The sequence below is a fragment of the Herbinix luporum genome (assembly GCF_900070325.1).
In the GTDB taxonomy this organism is placed as follows: domain Bacteria; phylum Bacillota; class Clostridia; order Lachnospirales; family Lachnospiraceae; genus Mobilitalea; species Mobilitalea luporum.
In genome coordinates this window covers 1744092-1770853 of record NZ_LN879430.1, presented here as the reverse complement: position 1 = coordinate 1770853, position 26762 = coordinate 1744092, and the positions used below count along the sequence as shown (strand labels likewise).

24 protein-coding genes are annotated in these 26762 nt (G+C 34.6%); 20 read left to right on the top strand and 4 right to left on the bottom strand.

What is annotated here, in order from left to right; genetic code table 11:
- Positions 1 to 119 precede the first annotated feature (119 nt).
- The 10 genes from SD1D_RS08270 to SD1D_RS08225 all read left to right on the top strand — a co-directional run bounded on the left by SD1D_RS08270 (position 120) and on the right by SD1D_RS08225 (position 11221).
- On the top strand, positions 120 to 1097 hold the full coding sequence (locus SD1D_RS08270) for a glycosyltransferase family 2 protein (RefSeq protein WP_058258470.1): 978 nt from the start codon (positions 120 to 122) through the stop codon (positions 1095 to 1097).
- Positions 1091 to 3127, top strand: coding sequence for a hypothetical protein (locus tag SD1D_RS08265; RefSeq protein ID WP_058258469.1), 2037 nt, complete (start codon positions 1091 to 1093; stop codon positions 3125 to 3127). The genes SD1D_RS08270 and SD1D_RS08265 overlap by 7 nt, the downstream gene beginning before the upstream one ends.
- Before the next feature lie 35 nt (positions 3128 to 3162).
- Positions 3163 to 4263 (top strand): UDP-galactopyranose mutase, encoded by a 1101-nt coding sequence (gene glf / locus SD1D_RS08260; RefSeq protein WP_058258468.1) that lies wholly within the window; start codon positions 3163 to 3165, stop codon positions 4261 to 4263.
- Positions 4264 to 4322: 59 nt separating this feature from the next.
- The gene (locus SD1D_RS08255) at positions 4323 to 5042 is read left to right on the top strand and encodes a glycosyltransferase family 2 protein (protein WP_058258467.1); all 720 of its coding nucleotides are present in this window, start codon (positions 4323 to 4325) and stop codon (positions 5040 to 5042) included.
- Between the two features lie 21 nt (positions 5043 to 5063).
- On the top strand, positions 5064 to 7349 hold the full coding sequence (locus SD1D_RS08250; protein WP_058258466.1) for a DUF2298 domain-containing protein: 2286 nt from the start codon (positions 5064 to 5066) through the stop codon (positions 7347 to 7349).
- Between the two features lie 225 nt (positions 7350 to 7574).
- Positions 7575 to 8951: a citrate/2-methylcitrate synthase gene (locus SD1D_RS08245; RefSeq protein WP_058258465.1), complete on the top strand. Its 1377-nt coding sequence runs from the start codon at positions 7575 to 7577 to the stop codon at positions 8949 to 8951.
- 207 nt (positions 8952 to 9158) lie between these two features.
- On the top strand, positions 9159 to 9356 hold the full coding sequence (locus SD1D_RS08240; protein ID WP_058258464.1) for an alpha/beta-type small acid-soluble spore protein: 198 nt from the start codon (positions 9159 to 9161) through the stop codon (positions 9354 to 9356).
- Positions 9357 to 9512: 156 nt separating this feature from the next.
- On the top strand, positions 9513 to 10067 hold the full coding sequence (gene rsmD / locus SD1D_RS08235) for a 16S rRNA (guanine(966)-N(2))-methyltransferase RsmD (RefSeq protein ID WP_058258463.1): 555 nt from the start codon (positions 9513 to 9515) through the stop codon (positions 10065 to 10067).
- Positions 10068 to 10094: 27 nt separating this feature from the next.
- The gene (coaD, locus tag SD1D_RS08230; RefSeq protein ID WP_058258462.1) at positions 10095 to 10595 is read left to right on the top strand and encodes a pantetheine-phosphate adenylyltransferase; all 501 of its coding nucleotides are present in this window, start codon (positions 10095 to 10097) and stop codon (positions 10593 to 10595) included.
- Positions 10596 to 10597: 2 nt separating this feature from the next.
- Positions 10598 to 11221 carry a hypothetical protein gene (locus tag SD1D_RS08225; protein WP_058258461.1) on the top strand — a complete coding sequence of 208 codons (624 nt, stop codon included), beginning with the start codon at positions 10598 to 10600 and terminating at the stop codon, positions 11219 to 11221.
- A gap of 1 nt (position 11222) precedes the next feature.
- Here SD1D_RS08225 and SD1D_RS08220 read toward each other — a convergent pair whose 3' ends face one another.
- Positions 11223 to 12206, bottom strand: a complete 984-nt coding sequence (locus SD1D_RS08220) for a hypothetical protein (RefSeq protein ID WP_058258460.1) — start codon at positions 12204 to 12206, stop codon at positions 11223 to 11225.
- 128 nt (positions 12207 to 12334) lie between these two features.
- On the opposite strand from SD1D_RS08220, the gene pepF reads away from it, so the two are divergent.
- Complete coding sequence (gene pepF, locus SD1D_RS08215) at positions 12335 to 14143, top strand: oligoendopeptidase F (RefSeq protein WP_087758865.1); 1809 nt, start codon at positions 12335 to 12337, stop codon at positions 14141 to 14143.
- A 155-nt stretch (positions 14144 to 14298) separates the two neighbouring features.
- Here pepF and SD1D_RS08210 read toward each other — a convergent pair whose 3' ends face one another.
- A complete protein-coding gene (locus SD1D_RS08210) occupies positions 14299 to 15534 on the bottom strand; it encodes a nucleotidyltransferase (protein WP_058258458.1) in 1236 nt (411 codons plus the stop codon).
- 242 nt (positions 15535 to 15776) lie between these two features.
- Between SD1D_RS08210 and pta the strand changes: the two genes are divergently transcribed.
- The 4 genes from pta to rpmF all read left to right on the top strand — a co-directional run bounded on the left by pta (position 15777) and on the right by rpmF (position 18807).
- The gene (pta, locus tag SD1D_RS08205; RefSeq protein WP_058258457.1) at positions 15777 to 16775 is read left to right on the top strand and encodes a phosphate acetyltransferase; all 999 of its coding nucleotides are present in this window, start codon (positions 15777 to 15779) and stop codon (positions 16773 to 16775) included.
- 22 nt (positions 16776 to 16797) lie between these two features.
- Positions 16798 to 17988 (top strand): acetate/propionate family kinase, encoded by a 1191-nt coding sequence (locus SD1D_RS08200; RefSeq protein ID WP_058258456.1) that lies wholly within the window; start codon positions 16798 to 16800, stop codon positions 17986 to 17988.
- A gap of 109 nt (positions 17989 to 18097) precedes the next feature.
- Positions 18098 to 18625: a YceD family protein gene (locus tag SD1D_RS08195; RefSeq protein WP_058258455.1), complete on the top strand. Its 528-nt coding sequence runs from the start codon at positions 18098 to 18100 to the stop codon at positions 18623 to 18625.
- A gap of 2 nt (positions 18626 to 18627) precedes the next feature.
- Positions 18628 to 18807 (top strand): 50S ribosomal protein L32, encoded by a 180-nt coding sequence (gene rpmF / locus SD1D_RS08190; RefSeq protein WP_058258454.1) that lies wholly within the window; start codon positions 18628 to 18630, stop codon positions 18805 to 18807.
- A gap of 89 nt (positions 18808 to 18896) precedes the next feature.
- On the opposite strand, the gene SD1D_RS12765 is transcribed toward rpmF, so the two are convergent.
- A complete protein-coding gene (locus SD1D_RS12765; RefSeq protein ID WP_058258453.1) occupies positions 18897 to 19076 on the bottom strand; it encodes a DUF6774 domain-containing protein in 180 nt (59 codons plus the stop codon).
- Positions 19077 to 19139: 63 nt separating this feature from the next.
- Positions 19140 to 20276 (bottom strand): ribonuclease H-like domain-containing protein, encoded by a 1137-nt coding sequence (locus SD1D_RS08180; protein ID WP_058258452.1) that lies wholly within the window; start codon positions 20274 to 20276, stop codon positions 19140 to 19142.
- Positions 20277 to 20422: 146 nt separating this feature from the next.
- Here SD1D_RS08180 and cls point away from each other — a divergent pair, with 146 nt between their 5' ends.
- The 5 genes from cls (at position 20423) to SD1D_RS08155 (ending at position 26751) form a co-directional block, all read left to right on the top strand.
- Positions 20423 to 21982: a cardiolipin synthase gene (cls, locus tag SD1D_RS08175; RefSeq protein ID WP_058258451.1), complete on the top strand. Its 1560-nt coding sequence runs from the start codon at positions 20423 to 20425 to the stop codon at positions 21980 to 21982.
- A 30-nt stretch (positions 21983 to 22012) separates the two neighbouring features.
- Positions 22013 to 22618 (top strand): Holliday junction branch migration protein RuvA, encoded by a 606-nt coding sequence (gene ruvA, locus SD1D_RS08170; RefSeq protein WP_058258450.1) that lies wholly within the window; start codon positions 22013 to 22015, stop codon positions 22616 to 22618.
- Positions 22619 to 22628: 10 nt separating this feature from the next.
- The gene (gene ruvB / locus SD1D_RS08165) at positions 22629 to 23636 is read left to right on the top strand and encodes a Holliday junction branch migration DNA helicase RuvB (RefSeq protein WP_058258449.1); all 1008 of its coding nucleotides are present in this window, start codon (positions 22629 to 22631) and stop codon (positions 23634 to 23636) included.
- Positions 23637 to 23741: 105 nt separating this feature from the next.
- Positions 23742 to 24155 (top strand): cell division protein ZapA, encoded by a 414-nt coding sequence (gene zapA / locus SD1D_RS08160; protein WP_058258448.1) that lies wholly within the window; start codon positions 23742 to 23744, stop codon positions 24153 to 24155.
- A gap of 97 nt (positions 24156 to 24252) precedes the next feature.
- On the top strand, positions 24253 to 26751 hold the full coding sequence (locus SD1D_RS08155; protein ID WP_058258447.1) for a U32 family peptidase: 2499 nt from the start codon (positions 24253 to 24255) through the stop codon (positions 26749 to 26751).
- Positions 26752 to 26762: the final 11 nt, after the last annotated feature.

Sequence of the window (26762 nt, the reverse complement as noted above, 5' to 3'; positions counted from 1 at the left end):
TATTATATGCCTATTTTTACTTTATATTCCAGTAATTTTGTGCTATACTAACTATAATAATGATGCGGGATTAGTCCATAAGTACAAGTCAGCCATAGGAATGAAAAAGAGGGTATCCGATGATAACTATAGATAAAATAACAAAGAAGACCAGAACTAAAAATGCATTATTATCCATAGTAATTCCCATATATCAAGAGGAAAGTCATATAAAAAGTTCTATAAAAACAATTGAAAATGTATTGATAGAAGATAATTTAGTCTATGAATTTGTTCTGGTTGATGACGGTTCAAAAGATAATACCTGGGAAGAATTAAAAAACCTTGCAAAAGACAATGATCATATATTAATTATTCGGCTTAGCAGAAATTTTGGTAAAGAATCGGCCCTTTGCGCCGGTTTGGAATATGCCAAAGGTGATATGGTATTAGTTATGGATGCTGATTTACAGCATCCACCCGGCCTTATTCCTGAGATGGTTAGCGCTTGGCTTGAAGGTTATGATCTTGTAGAAGGGATAAAACACTCCAGAGGAAAAGAAAAATTTTTATACAGAGTATGTGCCAAATTTTTTTATTATATAATTTATAAATCTTCTGAAATTAATCTGGGACAGGCCTCTGATTTTAAACTATTGGATCGTAAAGTGGTGGAAGCCTGGAAAGAGCTGCCTGAGCGGGCCATATTCTTTCGGGGGATGTCCGCTTGGTTGGGATTTGATAGAAAGGAAATTGAATTTGATGTAGAAGAAAGGGTTAATGGTAGCAGCAAATGGTCCTTACTTCGTCTTATCAAATTGGCCATAAGTGCAATTACTTCCTATACATCCGTACCTCTACATTGCATAACACTTATGGGGATTATTATGTTTATCGGTGCTTTAATTTTGGGAATACAGACTCTCTTTATGAAATTTTCCGGTAAAGCAAGCGATGGTTTTACAACTGTGATATTATTATTACTGATTATAGGAAGTGCCATAATGACCAGCCTTGGCATTATAGGTATCTATCTTACTAAGATTTATCAAGAGGTTAAGTCAAGGCCAAGATATCTTATATCGGATTATATAAGAGGCGGTGATAAAAAATGCTAGGTATAATATATCTCCTACTTTGTTTTGGTGTGGGTTGGGCTATTTGTACCTATGCTTTTCCAGGTATTTATAATTTTACCTGTAGGACATATGATAATAAAAATATATATTTAAGTCCGTATTTGTTATTATTACCGGCCTGGTTTGTATCCGGTGTCCTTTCAATAACTTGGCTAGTCTATCTTATAGGCTTCCTGGCCAGAAATACAGCCTCACCCTTAACAATTGCAAATGCCATAATATTACCTATGGCCTTGCTGTTTTGGGGAATCACCTTTTATATTAAAAGAATAAAGAATAATACTTTAGATGATGAAAAGCTGTTGGTATGTAAGGATTCTAAAACTAGAATAAAAGAAGGTCTGCTTCTTGGGGGCATTATCTTGCTGGGAGCTATTCTTATGTGGTCAACCTTTTATGTAAAGGATGAAAGCTTATATATAGGAGTAACTGTATTTAGTGATTTTTCCCCCCATATAGGTATGATAAGATCCTTTTCATATGGCAATAATTTTCCTACATCCTACTCCCATTTTGCAGGGGAGGATATAAAGTACCATTTTATGTTTCAATTTATGGTGGGAAATTTAGAGTTTCTTGGACTTAGAATTGACTATGCCTTTAATATTCCAAGCATAATAAGTTTTGTAAGTGCTTTTTCATTAATATATGTTCTTGCCTTAAAGATTACAGGAAGAATCTTATCAGGAGTTTTATCCTGTGTATTTTTTGCTTTTAGAAGTTCAAAGGCATTTTTTACTTATATTTCAAAGCTTCCCAAGGGTGTAAATATATGGAAGGCCTTGTGGGAAAATACAGAGTTTATAGGTGATACCCCCCATGAGGATTGGGGTTTATGGAATTTGAATGTATATTGTAATCAAAGGCATTTGGCTTTTGGTATATCAGTAATGTTTTTTGTACTGATTTTGTTTATTCCTCATCTTTACCGGATGTTTGAGACAATTAAGGAAGATAAATTTTCTTTTAAGAAAATTTTCTTTTCAAGGGAAAGCTGGGAGTTTAAAAGTATTAGATATCCAATAGCCTTAGGCCTGCTTCTTGGTAGCCTGTCCTTTTTTCATGGTTCAGCAGTTATAGGCTGCTTACTTGTTTTATTTGTAATAGCTATATTTTCTAAGCATAGGTTAGAATTCTTGATTACAGCACTTATAACCCTTATATTGTCAATCTTACAAAGTAGGAGTTTTATATCCGGCCAAGCTGTATCGCCAAAATTTTTATTTGGTTTTATTGCAGAAAATAAGACTATATTTGGATCCATAGATTACTTAGACAGGCTTCTTGGTATTTTACCCCTTGTAATAATAGCAGCCTTTATAATCGGAAAATGGATAGACAGATATTTGATTTTGGCTTTTTTAGCTCCTTTGATTTTTGCCTTTACCGTTTCCTTAACTGTGGATGTTACGGTTAACCACAAATTCATAATGATAAGCTGTATTCTTTTGGGAATCTTTGGGGCTTATTTAGTTAATAGAATGTGTGAAAAAAAGGAATTGGTTTATACTATTGCAGCCGGAATTATTATTATAATGATGACAATTACCGGTATATATGATTTTACTACGGTACTTAAAAAGAATTCTAGAATGGGGAAAATAGTATTAAATATGAAGGATCCCTTAACTCAATTTGTAAGGGATAATAGTGATTCTAAAGATATTTTCCTTACTGCTCCTTATACTATTAATCAGCTGGTATTTGGCGGTGCTATGCTTTATCAGGGACATCAATATTATGCTTGGTCAGCAGGATATGATACGGACTACCGTGATTTAATCGTTAAAAAAATCTATGAGGCTAAGACTCCTAAGGAGCTAGATACTTTGGTAAAGGAGAATAATATCAGGTATATTGTAGTAGATTATGACAACCGTATTAGCAGTGAGTATAATCTGAATGAAGAAAATATCCGTGCTACTTATAAATGTGTATATGAAAGTGGATATGATGAATGGAAGATGTCTATTTTTGATACAAAAGTCTTAGAGACTGATATACAATAGATAAAGAAAATATTTGATAAAGAGAGGATGTAAAAATGAAATTTAAGTATGTAATTGTAGGTGCCGGACTGGCAGGGCTTACTGTAGCCGAAAGGATAGCAAATGAACTTAATGAAAAAGTGTTAGTAATTGAAAAAAGAGGTCATATAGGAGGAAATGTATATGATTCCTACAATAATGACGGTATTCTAATTCATAATTATGGACCTCATATATTCCATACCAATGACAGGGAGGTATATTTATATCTATCAAAATTTACTAAATGGAATGATTTCTGGCACAGGGTGCTTACTTATGTGGACGGTAATTTGGTTCCCATGCCTATTACGGTAGAGACTATCAATAAGCTATATAATCTTAATCTAGATTGTTTCCAGGTGGAGGAGTTCTTAAAACAGCAGGCAGAGGATATTAAAGAGGTTAAAACCAGTAAGGATGTGGCCTTAAGTAAAGTAGGACAAGATATCTATGAAAAGATATTTGAAACCTATACTAAGAAACAATGGGGTGTAGACCCAGGCCAACTGGATACTTCTGTAATATCAAGGATTCCTATTCGTCTAAATCGTGATACCAGATATTTTGCTGACAAGTATCAAGGTATGCCAAGTCACGGTTATACCAAGATGTGTGAGAATATGGTTGCCAACAAGAATATAAAGATTATGCTAAATACCGATTATAAAGAAGTTATGGATCAGATAGATTATGATTATCTAATCTATACAGGTCCTACTGATGAGTTCTATAATTATAAGCATGGAAAATTGGCATACCGTAGCATAAGATTTGAATTTGAAACCTTTGATTTGGAAGAATATCAAGAAGCTCCTGTTGTAAATTACCCCAATGATTATGACTATACCAGAATTACAGAGTTTAAAAAGCTTACTTGGCAGAAACATAATAAAACAACAATATGTAAGGAGTTTCCTTGTGCAGAAGGAGAACCTTATTATCCTTTTCCTACTAAGGATTGTAAGGCTCAATTTGCCCTGTATGAAGAGGAGATGAAAAAGGAAACTAATGTAATCTTCTTAGGACGTTTAGCTGAATATCGCTATTATAATATGGATGCCGTAGTTAGAAGAGCTATAGATGTATTTAAGGAATTAAGTAATAATGTTAGATAATTTAATTAGTGTCTGGCACTGAAATTATGGTGTCAGACACCATAAGGAGAAGGATAAGGATGGATAAATTATATATTGTAATTCCTGCCTATAATGAAGAAGAAAATATTAAGGCAGTAATTAATGATTGGTATCCTATAGTAGACAAAATTGGAAATGGCAGCAGATTAGTTATTATTGATGACGGAAGCAAGGATATGACATACTCTATTATTAAAGAGCAGGCTGATAAGCTAGAGGCCTTAGAAGCTATTACTAAAGCCAATGGGGGCCATGGGGCAACTATTCTTTATGGTTATAAATATGCCATAAAAGAAGGAGCAGATTACATATTTCAGACAGATTCTGACGGACAGACACTGCCGGAAGAATTTTGGTCTTTTTGGGAAAAAAGACAGGAAGCGGACATGGTTATAGGACATCGAAAGGGCAGGCAAGACGGATTTTCCCGAGTGTTTGTAACTAAAACTCTAAAATTGGTTCTTAGATTTTGTTTTCATGTAAACATAAAAGATGCCAATACCCCATTTAGATTGATGAAGGCTTCAACCTTGAAGGAGCAAATTCATTTAGTACCTGATGAATACAATTTATCCAATGTCTTAATATCCGTAATCTATGCAAGAAAAAAGCTGAAAGTAGAGTATATGCCAATAACATTTAGACCAAGACAAGGTGGAGTAAATTCCATTAATATGAAGAGGATAATTAGAATTGGCAGGCAGGCTCTTAGGGATTTTAAAAGAATAAACCAGCTGCTAAAGAAGGAAAATATTTAACAAACTGGGAGGTGTTATACAGTGGATAATATTTTTAATATACTTCTATTGGGAGAGGATATGCTGCCCTTTTTACAATGGTGGTTACTAGTTTTTTGCCTTGGACTTATATACATGCCACTATCCGGTTTGTTATTTTCTAACTTGGCTGATAAAGGATATTTATTTTCGAAGACCATAGGAATTGCAATTTCCGGCTATTTGATGTGGGTGCTTTCGGCACTGAAAATAATGAAATTTACTACCGGCTCCTGTATTATAACTGTGGCTGTGGGACTGGTTTTTAATTTTATTATTTTGCTTTATTATAAGCTTAACATAGATAAAAATGTAATCTCATTAGATAATTTAAAAGAAAATCTAGGTATTTTTCTTACTGAGGAAGTTTTGTTTTTTCTAATCTTTTTATTTTTTACCTATATCAGGGGATTTAAGCCTGAGGCATATGGAACAGAAAAATTTATGGACTACGGTTTTATGACTACCATGATGCGCAGCGACTATATGCCGCCACAGGATTTTTGGTATAGCGGGACAAAGCTTAATTATTACTATGTGGGTCAATTTATAGCCACCTATTTAACCAGGCTTTCCTTTGTGCAGGTATCCCATGGATACAATTTAATGTTAATGATGGTAGGAGCCTTTGCTTTTATGCTTCCCTTTTCCATAGGCTATAATTTGATGATGAGGTTAAAGGGTCATAATAATAACAAGCCTTCTATATGGGCGGGCCTATCGGGATTACTTGCCGCAGCTGGGGTATGTGTGGCTGGTAATATGCATTATCCTATATATCGGTGGATTATCCCCACTATAAATAGAATAACCGGCAACTTAAAGGATAATTATTATTATTGGTTTCCCGATGCAACCAGGTATATCGGATATAATCCTGAGACCAATGATAAGACAATTCATGAATTTCCGGCATATTCCTTCGTACTGGGAGACCTTCATGCCCATGTAATTAATATTTTATTTGTTCTTACAGTACTAGGAATATTATTGTCATGGCTTTTTAATCAGACAAATCACCGTAATAGTGAAAAAGAGATTAAAAAGGAAATTTTTAATCCTCAAATAATAGTACTGGGCTTTTTTATAGGATTATTTCATACTACAAATTTTTGGGATTACCCCATATATTATGTGGTTTCGGGAGCTATAATTTTATTTTCTAATATGATTGCATATAATTTTAAGAAAGAGGCTTATTATCTGACAGGCCTTCAGGGAGTTTTTATCTTTTTACTGGGGGAATTATTTGCCCTACCCTTTAGGCTGCAATTTGATCAAATTTCAGCCTCGGCTCTTTTGGCAGAAAATCATACTCCCTTGTACCAGTTTATGGTCTTGTGGGGATTGCCTATTATTACCGTATTTACATTCCTTGTATTTTCAATTACTGATTTTGTAGATAAAAAAGGAAATTTTAAGAAGAATAGGGGTAAAAGCGAAACTATAATACAAAAGATTGGAAGGTTGATTTCATCATATATGGAATCCCTTACAGATACAGATTTATATGTTATTACTATTGGGCTTTGTGCTATAGGTCTGGTTATTCTTCCGGAAATTATTTATGTAAAGGATATATATTCCGGAGATTATAAAAGAGCCAATACCATGTTTAAATTGACCTATCAGGCATTTATCATGTTTGGAATTTGCTTTGGTTATATCTTTATCAGGCTCTTAAGGTATGGTAGTAAAACTGCTAGGAAAGTATTTGCTTCCATATCCTTATTGGTATTTTGTCTTACCCTTCCTTATTCTGTAAACGCAGTAAAATCATGGTACGGCAATATATTTAATCGGGAAGGATATAAGGGAATTGATGCAAGCGCATTTATGAAGGAGAATTTTAAGGATGATTATCTTGCCACTAAGTGGCTTAATGAGAATATATCGGGAACCCCAGTGGTCCTTGAAGCCAATGGACTTAGCTACACAGAATATCAAAGGGTTTCTGTAATTACAGGCCTGCCTACTGTTCTTGGATGGTACACCCATGAACAGCTATGGAAATCCAGCCCGGATAGTAGCAATGATTTAGTAACATCACAGTTAAATGATAGGGCTAATGATATTGAAGCAATCTATACATCCCAGGATGAAAGTTTGGTTAAGGAGTTAATTGGCAAGTACAATATTTCTTATATTTATGTGGGCTTATTGGAGGAGCAAAAATACGAAGGGGTTAACCATGACCTTATTAAATCTTTGGGTGAAATTGTATTTGAAAATCCTGTTTCCGATGAATTTCAGTATAAAACATATATAGTTAAGGTAAAAAGTCAGTAAAATTACAAATATTCATAGTTGACAATTTTTAACCCTAAGTTTATTATATTAATGTATTAATGTAGGAGAGAGATTAAAATTATATAATCAGCCTGCTTATTACATAGTCATGGCTTAATTTAAAGAATTCTCACTAATATAACAGGCAGCTGCCTATATGACACCTGCCTGTTAATTTTATATATATCTGTAAACTCATCATAAAAAGAAAGGAGATTACACACTATGAGCAAATACTCTGATATTACTCCAGAAATATATAATCTGGCTGACAAGATAAAGAAAAATTGTGTCATAGATCCGGAATTATATACTAAGTATGAAGTAAAGAGAGGTTTACGTGATATAAGCGGAAAGGGTGTACTGGCAGGACTTACAGAAATCTGTGAAGTGCATTCTTATACCATAGTTGATAATGAATATGTACCCTGTGAAGGTAAGTTATATTATCGTGGAATTGACGTGGAGGAAATCATTAATGGCTTTATAAAAGATGATCGTTTTGGATTTGAGGAAGTAACATATCTTTTATTATTTGGAGAATTACCTAGTAGAAAGCAGCTGGATGAATTTATTAAGCAGCTGGAATTTTACCGCCAGCTTCCTCCTAGTTTTGTTAGGGATATAATTATGAAGGCTCCCAGTAAAGACATGATGAATACCTTGGCTCGCAGTGTACTTACTTTGTATTCCTATGATGAACAAGCTGATAATATATCCATAGAAAATGTACTGCGCCAGGGACTTCAGCTGATTGCCTTATTCCCTCTCTTGTCTGTCTATGGATATAAAGCATACCGCCATTATCATTTTGGAAAAAGCTTAGTTATTCATCCTCCTAAAGCAGGCCTATCTACAGCTGAAAATTTATTATATATGCTACGGTCCAATAAAAAATATAGTAAGTTGGAAGCTAAAATACTTGATATAGCACTGGTTCTTCATGCAGAGCATGGGGGAGGTAATAACTCCACATTTACAACTCACGTTGTATCATCCTCAGGTACAGATACCTATTCTGCTATTGCCGCTTCTTTAGGTTCATTAAAAGGACCAAGACACGGGGGAGCCAATATTAAGGTAATGCAGATGTTTGATGATATGAAGGCAAAAGTAAAAGACTGGACCAATGAAGAAGAGGTTGCCAAATATCTGTCTGATTTGCTAAATAAAAAAGCTTTTGATAAATCAGGCTTAATCTATGGTATGGGTCATGCGGTTTATTCAATTTCTGATCCCAGAGCCAATGTATTTAAACAATATGTAAAAAGTTTATCTGAAGAGAAGGGTATGCAGGAAGAATACGCCCTTTATGAAATGGTTGAACGACTGGCTCCTGAAATTATTGCTAAGGAGAGAAAGATTTATAAAGGTGTCAGCGCCAATGTGGATTTTTATAGCGGCTTTGTATATCGTATGTTAGGTCTTCCGGTAGAACTATATACTCCGATATTTGCTGTAGCTAGAATATCCGGCTGGATGGCACATCGTCTAGAGGAACTTAACAACGGAGGAAAAATCATACGTCCTGCCTATAAGAGTGTATCCAAACACAGGCCTTATGTGGATTTGAAGGATCGTGAAGAGAAGATTGAGCAATAATTTTAATTAATTTTAAATAAAAAATTAAAAAAATATTAATGCCATTTTTCGTCACTTAACCAAAAAGTTCTAGGGTATTTTTATATTTTAAGCATATACTAAGAGCGTAACATTAGTTAAAATCTTAGATTTGACAATGTTACTAAGTAGCTAGTAAACAACAACACAGATTATCCTAATTACAGGATAAGAAATGGAGGAGTTTATATGGCAAGAAACAGAATAGAAATACCTGAAGCTAAAGAAGCATTAGAACGATTTAAATTCGAGGTTGCTAATGAACTTGGAGTTCCTTTAAAGAAAGGCTATAACGGTGACTTAACCTCTTATCAGAACGGTTCTGTAGGAGGTTACATGGTTAAGAAAATGATTCAGGATGCACAAAGAAGAATGGCTGGACAGTAATTAAATTTTATAATAGATAAAGCGGCTGCCAATGTAGCCGCTTTATCTATTAATAAATCAAAAAGTATTTAAATCTAACGTAAAAAAGTTGACAAATGTATTAAATATTATAAAATAATTATAATAGCCTTTGTTTTTATGAATTGGAGAAGGATTATGAGAGTTATTGCAGGAAAAGCCAAAAGGATAAAATTAAAGACACCCCAAGGTTATGACACTAGGCCGACAACAGATAGGATTAAAGAAACTCTTTTTAATATCCTAAATCCATATTTGGCTGACGTGAATTTTCTTGATCTTTTTTCAGGTAGCGGAGCAATCGGTATAGAAGCCTTGTCAAGAGGCGCTAAATCTGCTGTATTTGTGGAAAATGACAAGGCAGCTATTAATTGTATAAAAGCAAATCTAAAGTTAACAAAGCTTGAAGCCCAGGCTGAGCTTTACTTTATGAGTGTGTTCGAAGCCATTAAGACTTTGCAGCTTAAAGGTAAAGTGTTTGATTTAGTATTTATGGATCCCCCTTATAATATTGGCCTTGAGCGTGATATACTACTTTCATTAGAAAATTCAAATATTATAGCTAGAGATACGATTATTGTTGTTGAGGCTTCATTAGAGACAAGCTTTGATTATTTGAAAGATACAAAATATAATATATTTAAGCAAAAAGAGTACAAGACTAACCAGCATGTTTTTCTTGAATTGACATAAGGTTTAGCTGTAGGAATGGAGAAGAATATGAAAATAGGAATATATCCGGGAAGTTTTGATCCTATTACTTTGGGACATTTAGATATTATAATAAGGGCTTCAAAGTTGGTGGATCAGTTAGTTATAGGTATACTTAAGAATATTTCTAAAAACACTATTTTTACTGTAGAGGAAAGGGTTGAACTGGTAAATAGGGTTCTTAAGGAGAATAACTTAGATACTAAAGTTAAAGTGGAATCCTTTGATGGTTTATTAGTAGATTTTGCAAAAGAATGTAATGCTTCCTTTATTGTAAGAGGACTCCGGGCTATAACGGATTTTGATTATGAACTTCAATTAGCTCAGACTAATCATAAACTCAATCAGGATATAGACACAATATTTTTTACTACAAGATTGGAATATTCATATTTAAGTTCCAGTACGGTAAGGGAAATAGCAAGTTTTGGTGGAGATATAAAACAGTTTGTGCCGGAGTGTGTAGTACAGTCAGTATATGATAAATATAAAGCGATAAGGAGTGTTTGAATATGGGAGCAAGCAGGATTGAACAGTTAATTGAAGATATATATGAATTCATTGAAAGTTGTAGGATGCAGCCGCTTTCAAGCACTAAGGTTATCGTGCCAAAAGATGAATTGTATGATCTTCTTGATGAATTAAGGCTTAGGACACCGGATGAAATCAAAAGTTATCAAAAAATAATCGCAAAAAGAGATTCCATAATTGCCGATGCAGAAAAGAAGGCAGAGCAGATACTGGCCGGTACCAGGCAGAGGGCAAACGATTTATTAAATGAGCATGAGATTATGCAACAGGCTTATTATGAAGCTAATGAAATTATAATGCAAGCCTCCCAGGAAGCGGAAAGAATTATTAACAAAGCCAATGAGGAAGCAAATCAAATTAGAACCGGTTTGCTAGTTTACTCCAATGACATATTAAATGAGTTGGAAAAGATTGTAGCAAATGCTTATGAAGCATCTGTTGAAAAATACAATAGCTTTATTAATGAATTACAAAACAATCTAGATATTATCAGGCATAATAAACAAGAATTAATGCAGCAGCTTTATCCTGAAAATACCCCAACACAAGAAAACCCAGGAGAAAGCTATCAAGAAGAAGAAAATTTTAGTGAAGCAGAATCATAAATCAAGTCCTAAAACAAAATACATATAGTACCGTTAGGAGCATTGCCACAAATGCACTTAATAGTTTAACTAGGATATAAGATTTTATGGATAGTCTTGATTTGCCAAGTACACTTTTGGTTTGTGCCAGACCGGACAATCCTCCAAAAGAAGTGAGTAGGGAAACCAAGACTATTTTTATATTTGTGTCAATAGGAATTTTACATATCTGATCAATACCGGTTGTAATCTCAAGAATTCCCATGATTATGGCTTTATGTAGTCTAAAGCCTGTTCCGATTTCATTAATAATCTGTGCCAGTATTGAAAAGAGGATAATATAGCCCCCGATTTTTGTGATTACTTCAAAGCCGTTCATTATGGAATTATCCAGTAAATCAAAAGAAAATTTGGATGATGAATCTTCAATCTGCTTATTATCAGATATTTCGCATATACTTAAACAAGCATGTATTTTTTTAAGCTTGTAATTATGATAAGCCCGATAAGAAATAGCACTAATAATTGATGAACCGTAGATAAGAAAAAACAAATGTAGCCTTATACCGGGAATTTTCAATTGATTGGTGGCAATATAACTCATAATAAATATAGGACTGGCATTATTACACATACTAAGAAGGAAGTTCCCTTCCTTGTTGTCAATCTTACCGGAGCAAATCAAATCGGCAGTTGATTTTGCTCCCATAGGAAGTCCTGATAAAAAGCCAATCAAGATGGGATAAGATCCGTTGGGACTTATATGAAAAAGTCTGCCAAGTATGGGATAGAGCATATGGCTGATTCTTCCTGCTATATTTAGCTTAATCATCATATTAGAAATAATTATAAAGGGCAGCAGGGTAGGTAGTACATTTAAAAACCAAAGCATTAATCCTGAACTGGCACCCTTATAAGAAGCATAGGGGAAAGAAAACATAAGAATAAAAAAGAATAATATAAATATCTTCGGTAAACAACTTTTATATTTTTTTATAAGGTTCATTTATATCTCCGGGAATTAGGCTATTTAATATAATCTATTGAGAAATAATTAATAATATTCAATAATTCATAATATAAAATATAGATTACTCAATAAATAGATATTTGAGCATGAAAGGAGACTTACAAATGTCAAAAAGCAAGAGCTTACCAAAACGAAATGAGGTTGAAAAACAATTTACCTGGGCAATAGAAGATCTATATGCTACAGATGAATTGTGGGAGAAAGAATATAATAAACTTAAGGAACTGTTGCCAAAAGCAGAAAGTTATCGTGGGACTTTATCAGAATCAGCAAAAGCCCTACTTGAATTCCTAAAACTATCGGATGAGCTTGGTATTATGATGGAGAGGGTATATGTATATGCCAATCAAAAATATCATGAAGATACCGGCAATTTTGTATATCAGGATCTTGCAGATAAGGCAGGGGTGCTATTGGTACAGGTGGATTCAGCCTTGTCCTTTGCAACACCTGAGATTTTAACCATATCTGAGGAAAAACTAGAACAATTTATGGCTGAGGAAGAAGGACTAAAACTTTATGATTTTTATTTTAAAAATATAATGCGTCGTAAACCCCATGTTCTTTCAGCCGAGATGGAGGCACTTTTAGCCGATGCAGGAGAAATGGCTTCAAGTCCTGATAATATTTATTCTAAATTTAATAATGCAGATTTGAAGTTCCCTGAAATTAAAGATGAAAATGGGGAGAAGGTAAGGATAACCCATGGCAGATTTGTTCAGTTACTAGAAAGTAATGATCGTAGAGTAAGAGAGGAAGCCTTTAAGGGATTATACGAAGCCTATGGCAGTTTCAAAAACACCCTTGCAACTATCTTTAGTTCAAATTTAAAACAGGAATTATTCTTTACAAAGGCAAGAAATTACGGTTCAAACCTTGAGAGAGCCTTAGATGATAGTAATGTTCCGGTAGAAGTTTATACTAATCTGATAGAGGCTGTTCATGATAATATGCATCTTATGCATCGTTATGTATCCCTAAGAAAGAAGCTTTTGGGAGTAGATGAACTTCATATGTATGATATATACGCTCCACTGGTTAAGGATGTTAAGATGGATATTCCCTTTGAAGAAGCCAAGAAGCTTGTGTCTGAAGGTCTTATGCCCTTAGGGGAGGAATATCAAAAGATACTGCAGGAAGGATTTAATAATCGCTGGATTGATATTTATGAAAATGAAAACAAAAGAAGCGGAGCATATTCCTGGGGGGCTTATGGCACACATCCATATGTTCTATTAAACTACAATGGCAGCCTGGATAATGTATTTACCTTAGCCCATGAAATGGGTCATGCTATACACAGCTACTATTCTGATAAGGTGCAGCCATATGTTTATGCAGGTTATAAGATTTTTGTGGCAGAAGTGGCCTCTACCTGTAACGAAGCCATCTTAATAAATCATATGCTTAAAAATACCGAAGATAAGATGCAAAAAGCATATCTTATTAATCACTTCCTTGACAAATTTAAGGGTACTCTCTATAGGCAGACCATGTTTGCAGAATTTGAGATGATAACCCATAAGATGGTGGAAGAAGGACAAAGTTTAACAGCAGAGACCCTCTGCAAAATATATCATGATTTAAATGTTGCTTATTATGGTAATGATATTGTAATAGATCCTGAGCTAGATATGGAGTGGGCAAGAATTCCTCATTTTTACAATGCATTTTATGTATATCAGTATGCAACAGGGTATTCAGCAGCTATTGCCTTATCCAGACGGATTTTGCAGGAGGGTAAGCCTGCAGTAGATGATTATATACGCTTCTTAAGCAGTGGAAGTTCCAATTATCCTATAGAGTTGTTAAAGGAAGCCGGGGTTGATATGAGTACTAAAGAACCGGTTAACCAGGCCTTAAAATTATTTGAGGAATTATTGGATCAGATGGAAGAATTAATGTTTGATTAAGTTGAAAAGTAAATAGATCTATATCTACTAAAAAGGACTGTAGCCTGTATAAAGCAGGATACAGTCCTTTATTATCTGAAAGATTAAGTTACATTTAATTATAAGTCACTTATACATAGAACAGCATAATGGGTATAAAATGTAAAACCAGAAACTTAAAGTATGCATATTCCATGCTTGAATTCATTAGGTATGGATATTTTAAATTTCTCAAAAACCACCTGATTATAAAGATGGCTGGCTAAGATATCTTGATTTAACATACTCATTCCCAAAGAACTAAGTTGTTTATCAGCTTTTGAGACCTTGGTTATAATAGGTATTCTTTCATATTCTTTTATCTTACGTATTAAATGTGATGCTTCTTTTTTCATCCCTAGGATTCTACCATAATAAATAATTTCATCATCTATATATTCTTTAAAATCTTTTTTCTTTATGTTTAAAAGGATATGAATAAGGGCTCTGCTTACTCTAGTTAAGGTTATATTTTTACTCTTAATTATTTGCATTAAGCTTTCAATATCGTAATTTTGAATATCTATATTTTTTATTCTGTCAACTAAATCGGATGATAGATCCAGATACTCTGTAAGCTTTCGGTTACTTTCATAGGTAAGCTTGTATTTAATAATACTGGAAAAATCCTCCATAGTTATAGGAAATCTTCTATTATAATTCTTGATAAAATAATCATATACACAATTGGTAACACTATTCTTAACCGGACTAAATTCTGCCGGATTTTTGGAATTTTGCAGAATACTTCGAATAGCTGTAGCAGAGCTGATATCATTTTTAAGTTCCTTGTCATGGTAATGGGCTTTATTTCTTTTAATTGTAATGGGCTTTATAGAGGAATTTAGCAAAAGCAGTGCTCTGATATATTCGATAGCCAGTATATTATTAGGCTCTGAAATAATTTGAGTATCTGCTTTAAGGAGGTCTTTGGCTGCTTTTTCTCTGGCAGCGGGATAGGATAGGCCTTTTCGAATATAAGAGTAAAGTATGTTATCAAAGCTTTCCGATGATTTATAAAAGAGCTTTGCAGCATCTTCTAGTAGCTTGATATTTCCACATTCACTGCCAAAGCAAAGATAATCCACAATTCCTAATTGGTTTAGCAAGGCCACTGCCCCTAGGGCAAAATACTGGGCACTTCCTGTGGCATAGCAGACGGGAAGTTCCAATACCAAATCAACTCCGTTGTTTAAAGCCATCATGGCACGGTCATATTTATTTATTATTGCAGGGCTTCCCCTTTGAACAAAATTTCCGCTCATAACAGCCACCAGATAATCGGCTCCTGTTATTTTTTTTGCTTCTTCTATATGATATTTATGTCCCTTATGAAAGGGATTATATTCTGTAATTATACCGACTACTTTCATTATAAGCCGTCCTTCCATATATTTTGGTATACTCTATGGAATTTATAAATGAATACTGAACCAATATTTGATAAATTATATACAATTTTCAACATGATAGCAAGTAAAATGTTCTTAAAGAGAATATTTTAGCATTATTAATACTTGTATCCATTTTATTTTTGTTCTATAATAAAATTTGTGAGTTTTATTCATTATGTATTAAATTATATAAAAATAGATGTTAAGGAGGGCGAAACATCATGGGTTTCATTGATGACATCAAAGCAAAAGCTAAACAAAACAAAAAGACCATTGTACTACCTGAAACAGGGGATAGAAGAACCCTAGAAGCAGCTAATACTATTATTTTAGAAGGACTTGCAGATATAGTATTAATAGGTAATGAAGATGAGATTATAAAGGGTGCAGAAGGACTTGATTTGTCTAAAGCAACTATTATTGATCCGGTAAAATCAGATAAGCTTGAAAGTTATATTGAGCTTTTAGTAGAGCTTAGAAAAAACAAGGGTATGACTCCTGATAAGGCAAGAGAATTATTAACACAGCAGCCACTTTATTTTGGTGTAACCATGGTTAAGGCAGGGGATGCTGACGGTATGGTAGCCGGAGCCGTTCACTCAACAGCTGATGTACTTCGTGCTGCATTACAGGTAATTAAAACAGCTCCAGGAACAAAGCTGGTTTCCGCATTTTTCTTAATGGCAGTACCGAATTGCGAATATGGTGCAAATGGTACTTTTATTTTTGCCGACAGCGGATTAGTACAAAATCCCTCATCTGAGGAACTGGCAGAAATTGCAGCAAGCAGTGCTAAGAGTTTTGAGGTCCTTGTTCAAGAAGAGCCGGTTGTGGCAATGCTTTCCCATTCAACAAAAGGTAGTGCCAAGCATCCTGATGTAGACAAGGTTGTGGAGGCTACAAGGATTGCAAAAGAAAACTATCCTAATATCAAACTAGATGGTGAGCTACAACTAGATGCTGCAATCGTACCTTCAGTAGGAGCTTCTAAAGCACCGGACAGTGATGTGGCAGGCAAGGCCAATGTACTGGTATTCCCTGATTTAGATGCGGGAAATATTGGATATAAGTTAGTACAAAGACTGGCTAAAGCAGAAGCATATGGACCGATTACCCAGGGACTTGCAAGACCGGTAAATGATTTGTCCAGAGGATGTTCTGCAGATGACATCGTAGGTGTAGTAGCAATTACTGCTGTACAAGCACAAGCTAATAATTAAGATAATATTGGAGGATAAAGAAATGAAAGTTTTAGTAATTAACTGTGGCAGTTCTTCATTAAAATACCAGTTGATTGATTCAGATGCAAAAGAGGCACTGGCAATAGGACTTTGTGAAAGAATCGGTCTGGATGTAGGTTACTTAAAGCATACACCGGCCGGACAAGATAAAGTTGTAATCGAAGCAAAAATGGATAATCATGAGATTGCCGTATCCATGGTTTTAGAGGCACTGACTAATAAGGAACACGGTGTTATAGCTGACTTGTCAGAAATTCAGGCAGTGGGCCATAGGGTAGTTCATGGCGGAGAGAAATTTGCAAAATCCACCATAATAACCGATGAAGTAATTAAAGCAATCGAAGAATGTAATGACCTGGCACCTCTTCATAACCCTGCAAATCTTATTGGAATTAGGGCATGCCAGAGCCTAATGAAGGATGTACCTATGGTGGCAGTATTTGATACAGCATTTCATCAGACTATGCCGGAAAAGGCATATTTATATGCCCTGCCCCTTGATTATTATGATAAATATAAGATTAGAAAATATGGCTTCCATGGGACAAGCCACAGTTACGTATCATCACGTATGGCAGACTTTGCAGGACTAGATATAAATAATTCTAAGATTATTGTTTGTCACTTAGGTAATGGTGCAAGTATATCTGCGGTACACAATGGCAAATCCATTGATACCAGTATGGGCTTTACCCCTCTTTCAGGTCTTGTTATGGGAACCAGAAGTGGTGATATAGATCCTTCCATTATAGAATTTATTGCCAAGAAAGAAAATAAGACTATTGATGCAATCATGCATTTGTTAAATAAGGAATCCGGAATACATGGTTTATCTGAAGTTTCCAGTGACTTTAGAGATATTAATCAAGCAATGAATAATGGTAACGAAAAAGCAAGAATTGCTTTTGAAGTTTTTGTATATAGGGTTGTTAAATATATAGGTGGATTTGTAGCAAGTATGAATGGTGTAGATGCCATAGCATTTACAGCCGGTGTAGGTGAAAATGATCCTAAGGTACGTAGGGACGTATGTGAGTATCTAGGCTACTTAGGAATTAAAATTGATGAAGAAGCTAACCAGGTTAGAGGTGAAGAGACTATGATATCCACAAGTGATTCCAAGGTTAAAGTAGCTGTAATACCTACTAATGAAGAACTTACTATTGCCAAAGAGACAGTAGCACTTTTATAGAAGGTAAAAATAATAAAGAGAGAATTTTCGTTGACAAATAAAAAGCCAGTAGTTATAATACAGTATAGTGCGTAATCCTATGTAAGACACATGAAATTGGAGAGAGAAAATGCTTATATCTTTGTCAGAAATAATAAATACAAAAGGTAAAGTGGAGCATATCCTTGCTCCCATCGAGATGGAGAAATTTATCTATGATGGTGAAGCTTATGAATTTGCAAGGAAGGATCGTGTGGACCTTACTATTACAAATCTAGGAAAGAAGAAGGTTTTGATTGAAGGTTCTACTAAGCTCTCCTTAATTATCTTCTGTAGCAGATGTCTTAAAGAACTGGAATATCCTATGGATATATCGGTTAGTAAAGAAATTGATTTAAACCTTACTGAAGATGATCGTGTAAAAGAATTGGACGAAGCAAACTATATTACTGGGTATAATCTGGATGTAGACATATTGATTAAGGATGAAATAATTATCGGTTTTCCGATGAAAGTGTTATGTAGTGAGCAGTGCAAAGGAATTTGCATGCATTGCGGGACTAATCTTAACGAAAAGTCCTGTGACTGTGATAACACGGTATTAGATCCCCGAATGTCCGCAATCCTAGATATCTTCAACAATTTTAAGGAGGTGTGACTATGTCTATCTGTCCTAAGAACAAGTCATCAAAAGCTAGAAGAGACAGCCGTAGGGCTAATTGGAAAATGAAAGCTCCTAATTTGGTTAAATGCAGCAAATGCGGAGAGTTGATGATTCCACATAGAGTATGTAAGGCTTGTGGTTCTTACAACAAAAAAGAAATCCTTTCTGCTGAGTAGGAAACGAAAAGCTAGATAAATCAAGGGTTTGGTAAATTGCCAAACCCTTGATTTTTTGATGTAACCCATTTTTAACCCAAAATATATGACTATAATTTGCTATTCGCACTACTTTCTTCACATAACTCTCTTTTAGTAAGTATAGTAGCTAATGAATCTCCTAATTGGACCAGGGTAGCAGATAAAAGAGTTAATTCCTCAGTTGTTAAACATTTTGCAAGTGTGCATGCTAGAGTAGAAACAAATATAGTAAGTTGGCATTCATCCATAATTATCACCCTATCATTAATATATGCATAATTAATAAATAGGTTTTTGCAATACTGTTTATTTTACAGTTTAGCAGACAGTAGATGGCTAAAGATATGGTTTATATAATGGGTGAGATTTTCTTCATTAAGCAGAAAATCAGTATTCAGCTCTGCAAATGAAATTTTATCATTATATTCCATTTTAAAATTAGGTGATATTATGGGGTGATATAAGGGTATAAAGAGGCCTTCCTTTTTGGTATAGCAAGTGGAGGGTTTTGCCTTCTTTCGGTATTCCTTGTCCACAAAGATGGCAAGGCTTTTGTGTACGGCCCTGTCTTCTTCCGGAAGATAATAGTAGTCATGATAATTATCATAAAAATATTTTAGTTCTCCTTCATAAGTATCGATAGATATAAGGGCAGAATTTTTGTATGCATTTACATATATACAGTCGGTCCCAAAACCTATGCGGACCGGAAGATCAAAGTCATCATATTCTAATTCTATCCTTAATTGACCTTGGTCTACCCCTGCTTGAATAATATGGAAGGGTTTATCAAATATATATGAATAATAAAGGATAGGACATATACTAACTAGTCCTTTAAGATCATCTTCATTATGTAGTAGGAGAAGATGAAGCAGTTTAGCTAGCTCTGTTCTTATTTCATTGGCGCTTAAATCTCTTGAATTTTTGAGTTTTTCAATCTGTTTTTTTCCAAGGTAGGATTGGTATACCTCTATAAGTTCGCCACCGCTAAAAGAATCTTCCCGTTCTATATTAAGGAAGGCTTCAAGGGTCTTTTGTTTATAATTTTTTAGTTTAAATATCTTCTTTATAGGAGATATTTTTTTATATATATCCAGACTAAAAATATCCTTAAAAGAGTAGTCTAAATTAAGTAATTCACACTTTTTAGTAAGATAGGGAATATCAAAGCCGGAGCCGTTATAATGGACTAAAAGCTTATAATTTTTAATAAACTCGAAGAAATTAGAGATAAGCTGGCCTTCTTCCCTAATATCTTCAGCAAACCACTGTATCATATGTAAGCTGGAATCTTTTAAATATATACAGCCGATTAGATACAAATATGTGCTTTCAGCGGTAAAGCCGGTAGTTTCTATATCAAAGAAGACTATTTTATCTGTATCATATTCTTTATCTAAAGGATAGGTTAAGCTAACATCTAAAGGAAATTGTCTGGTTATCATAGGTATTCTCCTTTCATCTATATACTGCTATTCTAGCATAGCAAAATAAGTTAAGACAATGCAAATATTGAAATATTATGTTAGAATAATTATATAAATGAAATTTATGACATAAAAGTAAATACCTTAAGAAAGGGGTACTTAGCTTGAAGAAAGAAATAAATGACCTAACAGATGGTAGTATAAAAAAATATTTAAGCGGAATATTACGTGCCTCAATTGTAGGTATTTTGGTACTGCTGCAATTTGGGCTTATTATATATTTATCTTATAAACTAAGGGGATTTACGGTATATATCTATACATTTTTGCAGGTTCTTAGTATTATCATAATTATTGCCTTGGTAAATGACAACAGGAATGTTTCATATAAAATCAGCTGGATATGTATTATAGCTGCATTTCCCATAACGGGACATATTATGTTCATGCTTTGGGGCAACAGCAGAGGTAAAAAAATTGATAAGATAGTACTTAATAAGCTGGCTAAAGGTTATGGTTATTTAAAACAGGACCCGGCTGTGGTGGAAGAATTCAAAGAACAATATCCCGATATGTTACGGCTTACAAGATATTTACAAAACAACCATTTTCCCTTATATAAAAACAATCAAGTGGAATATTATCCCATGGCAGAGCAGGCCTTTGAAGCTATATTTGAAGAGATTGAAAAAGCAGAAAAGTTTATTTTGGTAAACTTTTTTATTATCGGTGAAGGGGTTCTATGGGATAGAATGCACAGGTCTTTATTAAAAAAGATTAATGAAGGGGTAAGGGTTCTCTTTCTTTATGACGATTTTGGAGCCATGCTTAGGACTTCTAGGACATTTAAAAAAGATTTGGAGAGGGAAGGATTTGAAGTAAGGGTATTTAATCCCATACACAAATATACTGATAAACTATATATGAACTACCGAACCCATCAAAAAATTGTTGTAATTGATGGTAATATCGGTTTTACCGGTGGTATGAATCTAGCCGATGAATATGTAAATTTAGTACCTCGATTTGGAGTGTGGAAAGATAATGCTATAAAGCTTATAGGAGATGGAGTATGGGGACTTACTGTAACTTTTTTGCAGATGTGGGAAGCAGCCATAGAGTCTGCTCCTGTGGATTATGAACATTATAAGCCTACTAAAAATTTTCCCAAGAGTGACGTTTTTTGCCAGGTAATCTCCGATGGTCCTGCCAATAATCCAAGAAATCCGGTAGAGGACTTCTACAAACAAATGATCTATTATGCCAAGAAGGTATTGTACATTACTACACCATATCTTATAATTGAGGATGATATGAGGGATGCCCTGACTACAGCTGCAATAGGAGGGGTAGATGTACGTATCATTACGCCATATATTCCGGATAAAAAGAATGTAAAGATTCTTACTAATTACCACTATGGCAGTTTGCTTGAGGCTGGGGTAAGAATTTTCGAATATAAACCGGGCTTTATCCATGCAAAGACTATGTTAAATGAGGATTCGGCCGTGGTGGGAACAGTAAATATGGATTATAGAAGCTTTCATTTACAATATGAATGCGGAGTTTGGATGTGTAACAAGGAAGTTGTAGAGACGATTAAAAAAGATTTGTTAAAAACAATGGAAGAATGTCATGAAGTGACTCTTGAAGAATGGAAGAAGCGGCCTTTGTTTATTAAGATATATGAGAAGGTCTTGAATCTCTTTTCAACTTTGATGTAGCTAAACAATATAAAGAAAGTAGGACATATGATGATTGGATATATAAAGGGTGAGTTGGCAGATATTAAGGAGAACTATATTATTTTAGAAACAGGTAATATAGGATATGAGATAAATCTGCCGACTTCGGCTATAATGGAATTACCCCCAAGAAAGAGTACAATAAAGATATATACATATTTGTATGTAAGGGAGGATGCCCTATCTTTATATGGCTTTTTAACCAAGGATGATTTAGAAATGTTTAAGCTTCTAATAACGGTCAATGGAATTGGTCCTAAGGGAGCCTTAGGCATTTTATCAAAAATCACTGCCGACGAAATCCGTTTTGCTATTCTAGCCGGGGATACTAAGGCACTGGCAAAGGCTCCGGGAGTCGGCCAAAAAACTGCAAGTAAAATAATACTGGAGCTTAAGGATAAAATTCAGCTTGAAGATGCCTTCATGGATAAGCTGCAAAATCAGACAGATAAAAAAATTAAAGATAATCTTTATGATAAAAGGGAAGAAGCAGTACAAGCATTGATAGCTTTGGGTTATTCATCTTCTGATGCATATAAGATTATAAGTCAGATAGATATAACAGAAGAAATGAATACTGAGGACATATTAAAACTCTGTTTAAAGAGAATTTAAGGAGATGCACATGGCTAAACGTATGATATCAACAGAATTAATGGAAGAAGACAGAAGGCTTGAGAATACCTTAAGGCCTCAAATGCTGGTAGATTACATAGGACAGACAAAGGTAAAGGAAAATTTAAAAATTTATATAGAAGCGGCAAAACAGAGGAAGGAATCCTTAGATCATGTCTTATTTTTTGGACCTCCGGGTCTTGGAAAGACCACCTTGGCAGGGATTATTGCCAATGAAATGGGTGTTAATATTAAGATTACATCGGGACCTGTTATTGAAAAGCCCGGGGAAATGGCAGCAATACTAAATAATCTCCAGGAAGGAGATGTGCTATTTGTAGACGAGATACATCGCCTTAATCGTCAGGTAGAGGAGTTGTTATACCCTGCCATGGAGGATTTTGTTATAGACATTGTTATAGGTAAGGGGGCAACGGCAAAATCCATCCGGTTGGAGCTGCCTAGATTTACTTTAATAGGAGCAACCACCAGAGCCGGAATGTTAACCCCTCCCTTAAGAGATCGTTTCGGAGTAGTAAACCGCTTGGATTTTTACACGGTTGAGGAACTTAAACAAATTATCCTTAGATCTGCCCAAGTAATTGGGGTGGAGATTGATCAAGAGGGGGCTATAGAACTGGCACGACGTTCTAGGGGAACTCCCCGTCTTGCCAACCGTCTTTTAAAGCGGGTTAGGGATTTTGCCCAGGTAAAATATGACGGTAGGATAACTAAGGAAGTGGCTTCATTTGCCCTTAATCTTTTGGAAGTGGACAAGCTGGGTCTTGATCATATTGATAGGGAAATTCTTCTGGCAATGATTGAGAAATTCAACGGAAGACCTGTCGGTTTAGAGGCCATAGCCGCTACTATCGGTGAGGATGCCGGTACCATAGAGGAAGTATACGAACCATACTTGGTTCAAAACGGTTTAATCCTTCGTACTCCAAGGGGAAGAGTCGCCTCAGATTTGGCTTACAAACACCTGGGATTAGATAAGCTTACAGAAGAAAAATAGTTTATAGGGCAGCAAATATTATAGCTTGTATAAAATTTGAACATAAGATATAATATACACAACAAAAATCATCCGATTTTTTTAAATATGCAGGAGGCAAATTCAATGAATAAATTTAACGATATTGAGGTTATCATTAATAATAAAAGATATACGTTAAGTGGATATGAAAGCGAAGAATACCTTCAAAGAGTCGCTTCCTATATCAATAATAAGCATAATGAATTTAAGAATAAGGATGCTTTTAAATTTTTAGATTCTGAATTAAAAAATATTCTTATTCAAATTAATATTGCGGATGATTATTATAAAGAGAAAGAAAAGCTGAAAGAATTAGAAGAGGAAAGTAACGAAAAAAGTAACGAGATCTTCAACTTAAAACATGAACTTATAGCAGCTTCGACTAAGCTTCAATCTGCCGAGCAGGAAATTGAGAGCTTAAAAAATGAGCTAAGCGAAGCCCAGAAAAAGATTATCAGACTTGAAACAGAATTGCAAGATGCAAGGAGAAGAAGATAATTTTGATACATAGCTGTCCTAAGATAGGAGGACAGCTATTTTTAAAATGTGGATATATTAAGTATAGATTGTAAGACAAAAAGAAAGAGGTTTATCAATGAATAGACAGATAGAAATACTGGCTCCTGCCGGTTCATATGAAAGTATGGTAGCGGCAATGAATGCAGGCTGTGATGCAGTATATATGGGTGGAAGTATGTTTGGAGCAAGGGCATATGCCGATAATCCCGATGAGGATACTCTTATTAAAGCAATTAGGGAAGCCCATCTTAGGAATAAAAAACTATATTTGACAGTTAATACTTTAATAAAGGAAGAAGAGAGGCTTAATTTATTATATAATTATTTAGAAAAATATTATCTGGCAGGTCTAGACGCAGTTATTGTACAGGATGTTGGGGTAATGCATTTTATTCATCGGCATTTTCCCAAGCTTGACATCCATGCCAGTACTCAGACTACTATTACCATGGCAGATGGGGCCAATCTACTAAAAAGTATGGGAGTAAGTAGGTTGGTAACAGCCAGGGAACTGTCCTATATGGAGATAAAACATATTAGGGAAAATACGGATTTAGAAATTGAGATTTTTGTTCACGGTGCCCTTTGTTACTGTTATTCCGGACAATGTTTGATGAGTTCAATGATTGGGGGAAGAAGCGGTAATAGGGGCCGTTGTGCCCAGCCCTGTAGGCTGCCTTATCAATTTTTCTCTGAAGGAGGAAAGATTTCATCAGATAAAGAGCCCTATTTACTTAGTCCAAAGGATATTAACACTGTGGCTCATATACCAGATTTAATCGAAGCCGGTGTAGATTCTTTTAAAATTGAAGGGAGGATGAAAAGCCCTGAATATGCTGCAGGGGTTTCATCTATTTATAGGAAATATGTGGATTTATATCTGGCTGAAGGTAAAGAAAAATTCAATGAATACCTTATGGGGGATGATTACAAAAAAGACATGCTTAATCTTATGGATCTTTATAACCGGGGAGGTTTTTCACAAGGTTACGGTAAGACCTATCACGGTAAATCCATGATGTCTATGGTTAGACCAAATCATAGTGGTGTGGTGGTTGCTGAAGTTGTAGATATTGAGAAGGGCTCTGCTAAGATTAAGCTTTTAGAAGATATAAATGCTCAGGATATTCTTGAATTTAGAAATATTGAAAATATCCCTGTATATGAATTTACAGTAAAGGATAAAAGCTATAAGGATAGCATCCTAAAGATAAAAGTCGGCTCAATCCCTTATAAACATTATAAAAATACTAATACAAAGTCTAATAGGGACAGAAGAGGAAGTTTAGATATTAAGAAGGGATATTTGCTTTATCGTACAAGAAATAATATGCTCCTTGATAGTATTAGAGAAAATTATATTAAAAAGAATACAAAACAGGACATAATAGGACATTTAAAGGCAAAACAAGGAAAAAGCTTGCAGTTTTCCCTAACATATAATAATATAACAGTAACTGTTTATCATAATTTGGTGGAAGCTGCCCTAAAGCAGCCTATGACCCGGGAAAAAATAAGGTCATCAATTGATAAACTTGGGCCTACCTTGTTTAACTTTAAGGAACTTATTATAGAAGCAGACAGTAATATTTTTATTCCGGTGGCTTGGCTTAACGAAATCCGAAGAGAAGCAATTGATATGCTTGAGAAAGCTATAATAAGTGCTTATGAGAGAACAGAAAAAGATTTGGCTACATCTGATACTTATGAAGAAAATCAGCAAAAAAATACTGATGATTTAAAAATCAGAGTTGGAATCCATACCGAAGAGCAATTTAAACTGGCCGTTAAATATCCTGAAATATCTGCCCTTTACGGGGATTATGAAAGCTTTTCACTGCAGCAGCTTATAAAAATGTCAGAAGTTTCATCAAATAAGGGTAAGGAATTTTATATTCTTCTTCCTCATATTTGCAGACTTTCTACTTATGAGAAGTTATATAAGGATATAAATATCCTGATGGAGCATGATACAATAACCGGATTTATAATTAAGAACTTTGAAGAAGCGGCATTAATCTTAAATTTATATAAAAATACTAGACATAAGAAGAAAGTTATGTTAAATCATAATATGTATATATTTAACAAGGAAAGCAAAACATTCTGGAACAAATTAGGGATTAATGAATTTTGTGCACCCATAGAATTAAATCAGAAAGAGCTTAAGGGCTTAGGCTTGTATGATATGGAGCTTATGGTTTATGGATATCTGCCGGTTATGGTATCAACCCAGTGTCTTTATGCCAGTACAAAAGGTTGCAATAAATGTAAACCGGGGATATTTAGGATGGATTATCTAGTGGACAGAATCGGCAAAAAATTTTATGTTAAGACTAACTGCAACAGCTGTTACAATATTATTTATAATGGGCAGTGTCTTTCATTGCTTCGGCAGGCAGAAAAGATAATGGAATTAAAACCAAAAGGAATTAGGCTTGATTTTACCTATGAAGCCCCTGAAGAGATGGAAAGAGTAATATCTGCTTATATAGACGTTTTTTTATATGGTAAAAAAGCTGTAGTGGAGTTTGACAATATAACCGGTGGACATTTTAAGCGGGGCGTCCAATAAGGTGGTAGTAA

What these genes read in the sequence shown, in the direction of transcription:
- SD1D_RS08270 (WP_058258470.1), top strand. Translation starts at nt 120, where the DNA reads ATGATAACTATAGATAAAATAACAAAGAAGACCAGAACTAAAAATGCA.
- SD1D_RS08265 (WP_058258469.1), top strand. Translation starts at nt 1,091, where the DNA reads ATGCTAGGTATAATATATCTCCTACTTTGTTTTGGTGTGGGTTGGGCT.
- glf (WP_058258468.1), top strand. Translation starts at nt 3,163, where the DNA reads ATGAAATTTAAGTATGTAATTGTAGGTGCCGGACTGGCAGGGCTTACT.
- SD1D_RS08255 (WP_058258467.1), top strand. Translation starts at nt 4,323, where the DNA reads ATGGATAAATTATATATTGTAATTCCTGCCTATAATGAAGAAGAAAAT.
- SD1D_RS08245 (WP_058258465.1), top strand. Translation starts at nt 7,575, where the DNA reads ATGAGCAAATACTCTGATATTACTCCAGAAATATATAATCTGGCTGAC.
- SD1D_RS08240 (WP_058258464.1), top strand. Translation starts at nt 9,159, where the DNA reads ATGGCAAGAAACAGAATAGAAATACCTGAAGCTAAAGAAGCATTAGAA.
- rsmD (WP_058258463.1), top strand. Translation starts at nt 9,513, where the DNA reads ATGAGAGTTATTGCAGGAAAAGCCAAAAGGATAAAATTAAAGACACCC.
- coaD (WP_058258462.1), top strand. Translation starts at nt 10,095, where the DNA reads ATGAAAATAGGAATATATCCGGGAAGTTTTGATCCTATTACTTTGGGA.
- SD1D_RS08225 (WP_058258461.1), top strand. Translation starts at nt 10,598, where the DNA reads ATGGGAGCAAGCAGGATTGAACAGTTAATTGAAGATATATATGAATTC.
- SD1D_RS08220 (WP_058258460.1), bottom strand. Translation starts at nt 12,206, where the DNA reads ATGAACCTTATAAAAAAATATAAAAGTTGTTTACCGAAGATATTTATA.
- pepF (WP_087758865.1), top strand. Translation starts at nt 12,335, where the DNA reads ATGTCAAAAAGCAAGAGCTTACCAAAACGAAATGAGGTTGAAAAACAA.
- SD1D_RS08210 (WP_058258458.1), bottom strand. Translation starts at nt 15,534, where the DNA reads ATGAAAGTAGTCGGTATAATTACAGAATATAATCCCTTTCATAAGGGA.
- pta (WP_058258457.1), top strand. Translation starts at nt 15,777, where the DNA reads ATGGGTTTCATTGATGACATCAAAGCAAAAGCTAAACAAAACAAAAAG.
- SD1D_RS08200 (WP_058258456.1), top strand. Translation starts at nt 16,798, where the DNA reads ATGAAAGTTTTAGTAATTAACTGTGGCAGTTCTTCATTAAAATACCAG.
- SD1D_RS08195 (WP_058258455.1), top strand. Translation starts at nt 18,098, where the DNA reads ATGCTTATATCTTTGTCAGAAATAATAAATACAAAAGGTAAAGTGGAG.
- rpmF (WP_058258454.1), top strand. Translation starts at nt 18,628, where the DNA reads ATGTCTATCTGTCCTAAGAACAAGTCATCAAAAGCTAGAAGAGACAGC.
- SD1D_RS12765 (WP_058258453.1), bottom strand. Translation starts at nt 19,076, where the DNA reads ATGGATGAATGCCAACTTACTATATTTGTTTCTACTCTAGCATGCACA.
- SD1D_RS08180 (WP_058258452.1), bottom strand. Translation starts at nt 20,276, where the DNA reads ATGATAACCAGACAATTTCCTTTAGATGTTAGCTTAACCTATCCTTTA.
- ruvA (WP_058258450.1), top strand. Translation starts at nt 22,013, where the DNA reads ATGATTGGATATATAAAGGGTGAGTTGGCAGATATTAAGGAGAACTAT.
- ruvB (WP_058258449.1), top strand. Translation starts at nt 22,629, where the DNA reads ATGGCTAAACGTATGATATCAACAGAATTAATGGAAGAAGACAGAAGG.
- zapA (WP_058258448.1), top strand. Translation starts at nt 23,742, where the DNA reads ATGAATAAATTTAACGATATTGAGGTTATCATTAATAATAAAAGATAT.
- SD1D_RS08155 (WP_058258447.1), top strand. Translation starts at nt 24,253, where the DNA reads ATGAATAGACAGATAGAAATACTGGCTCCTGCCGGTTCATATGAAAGT.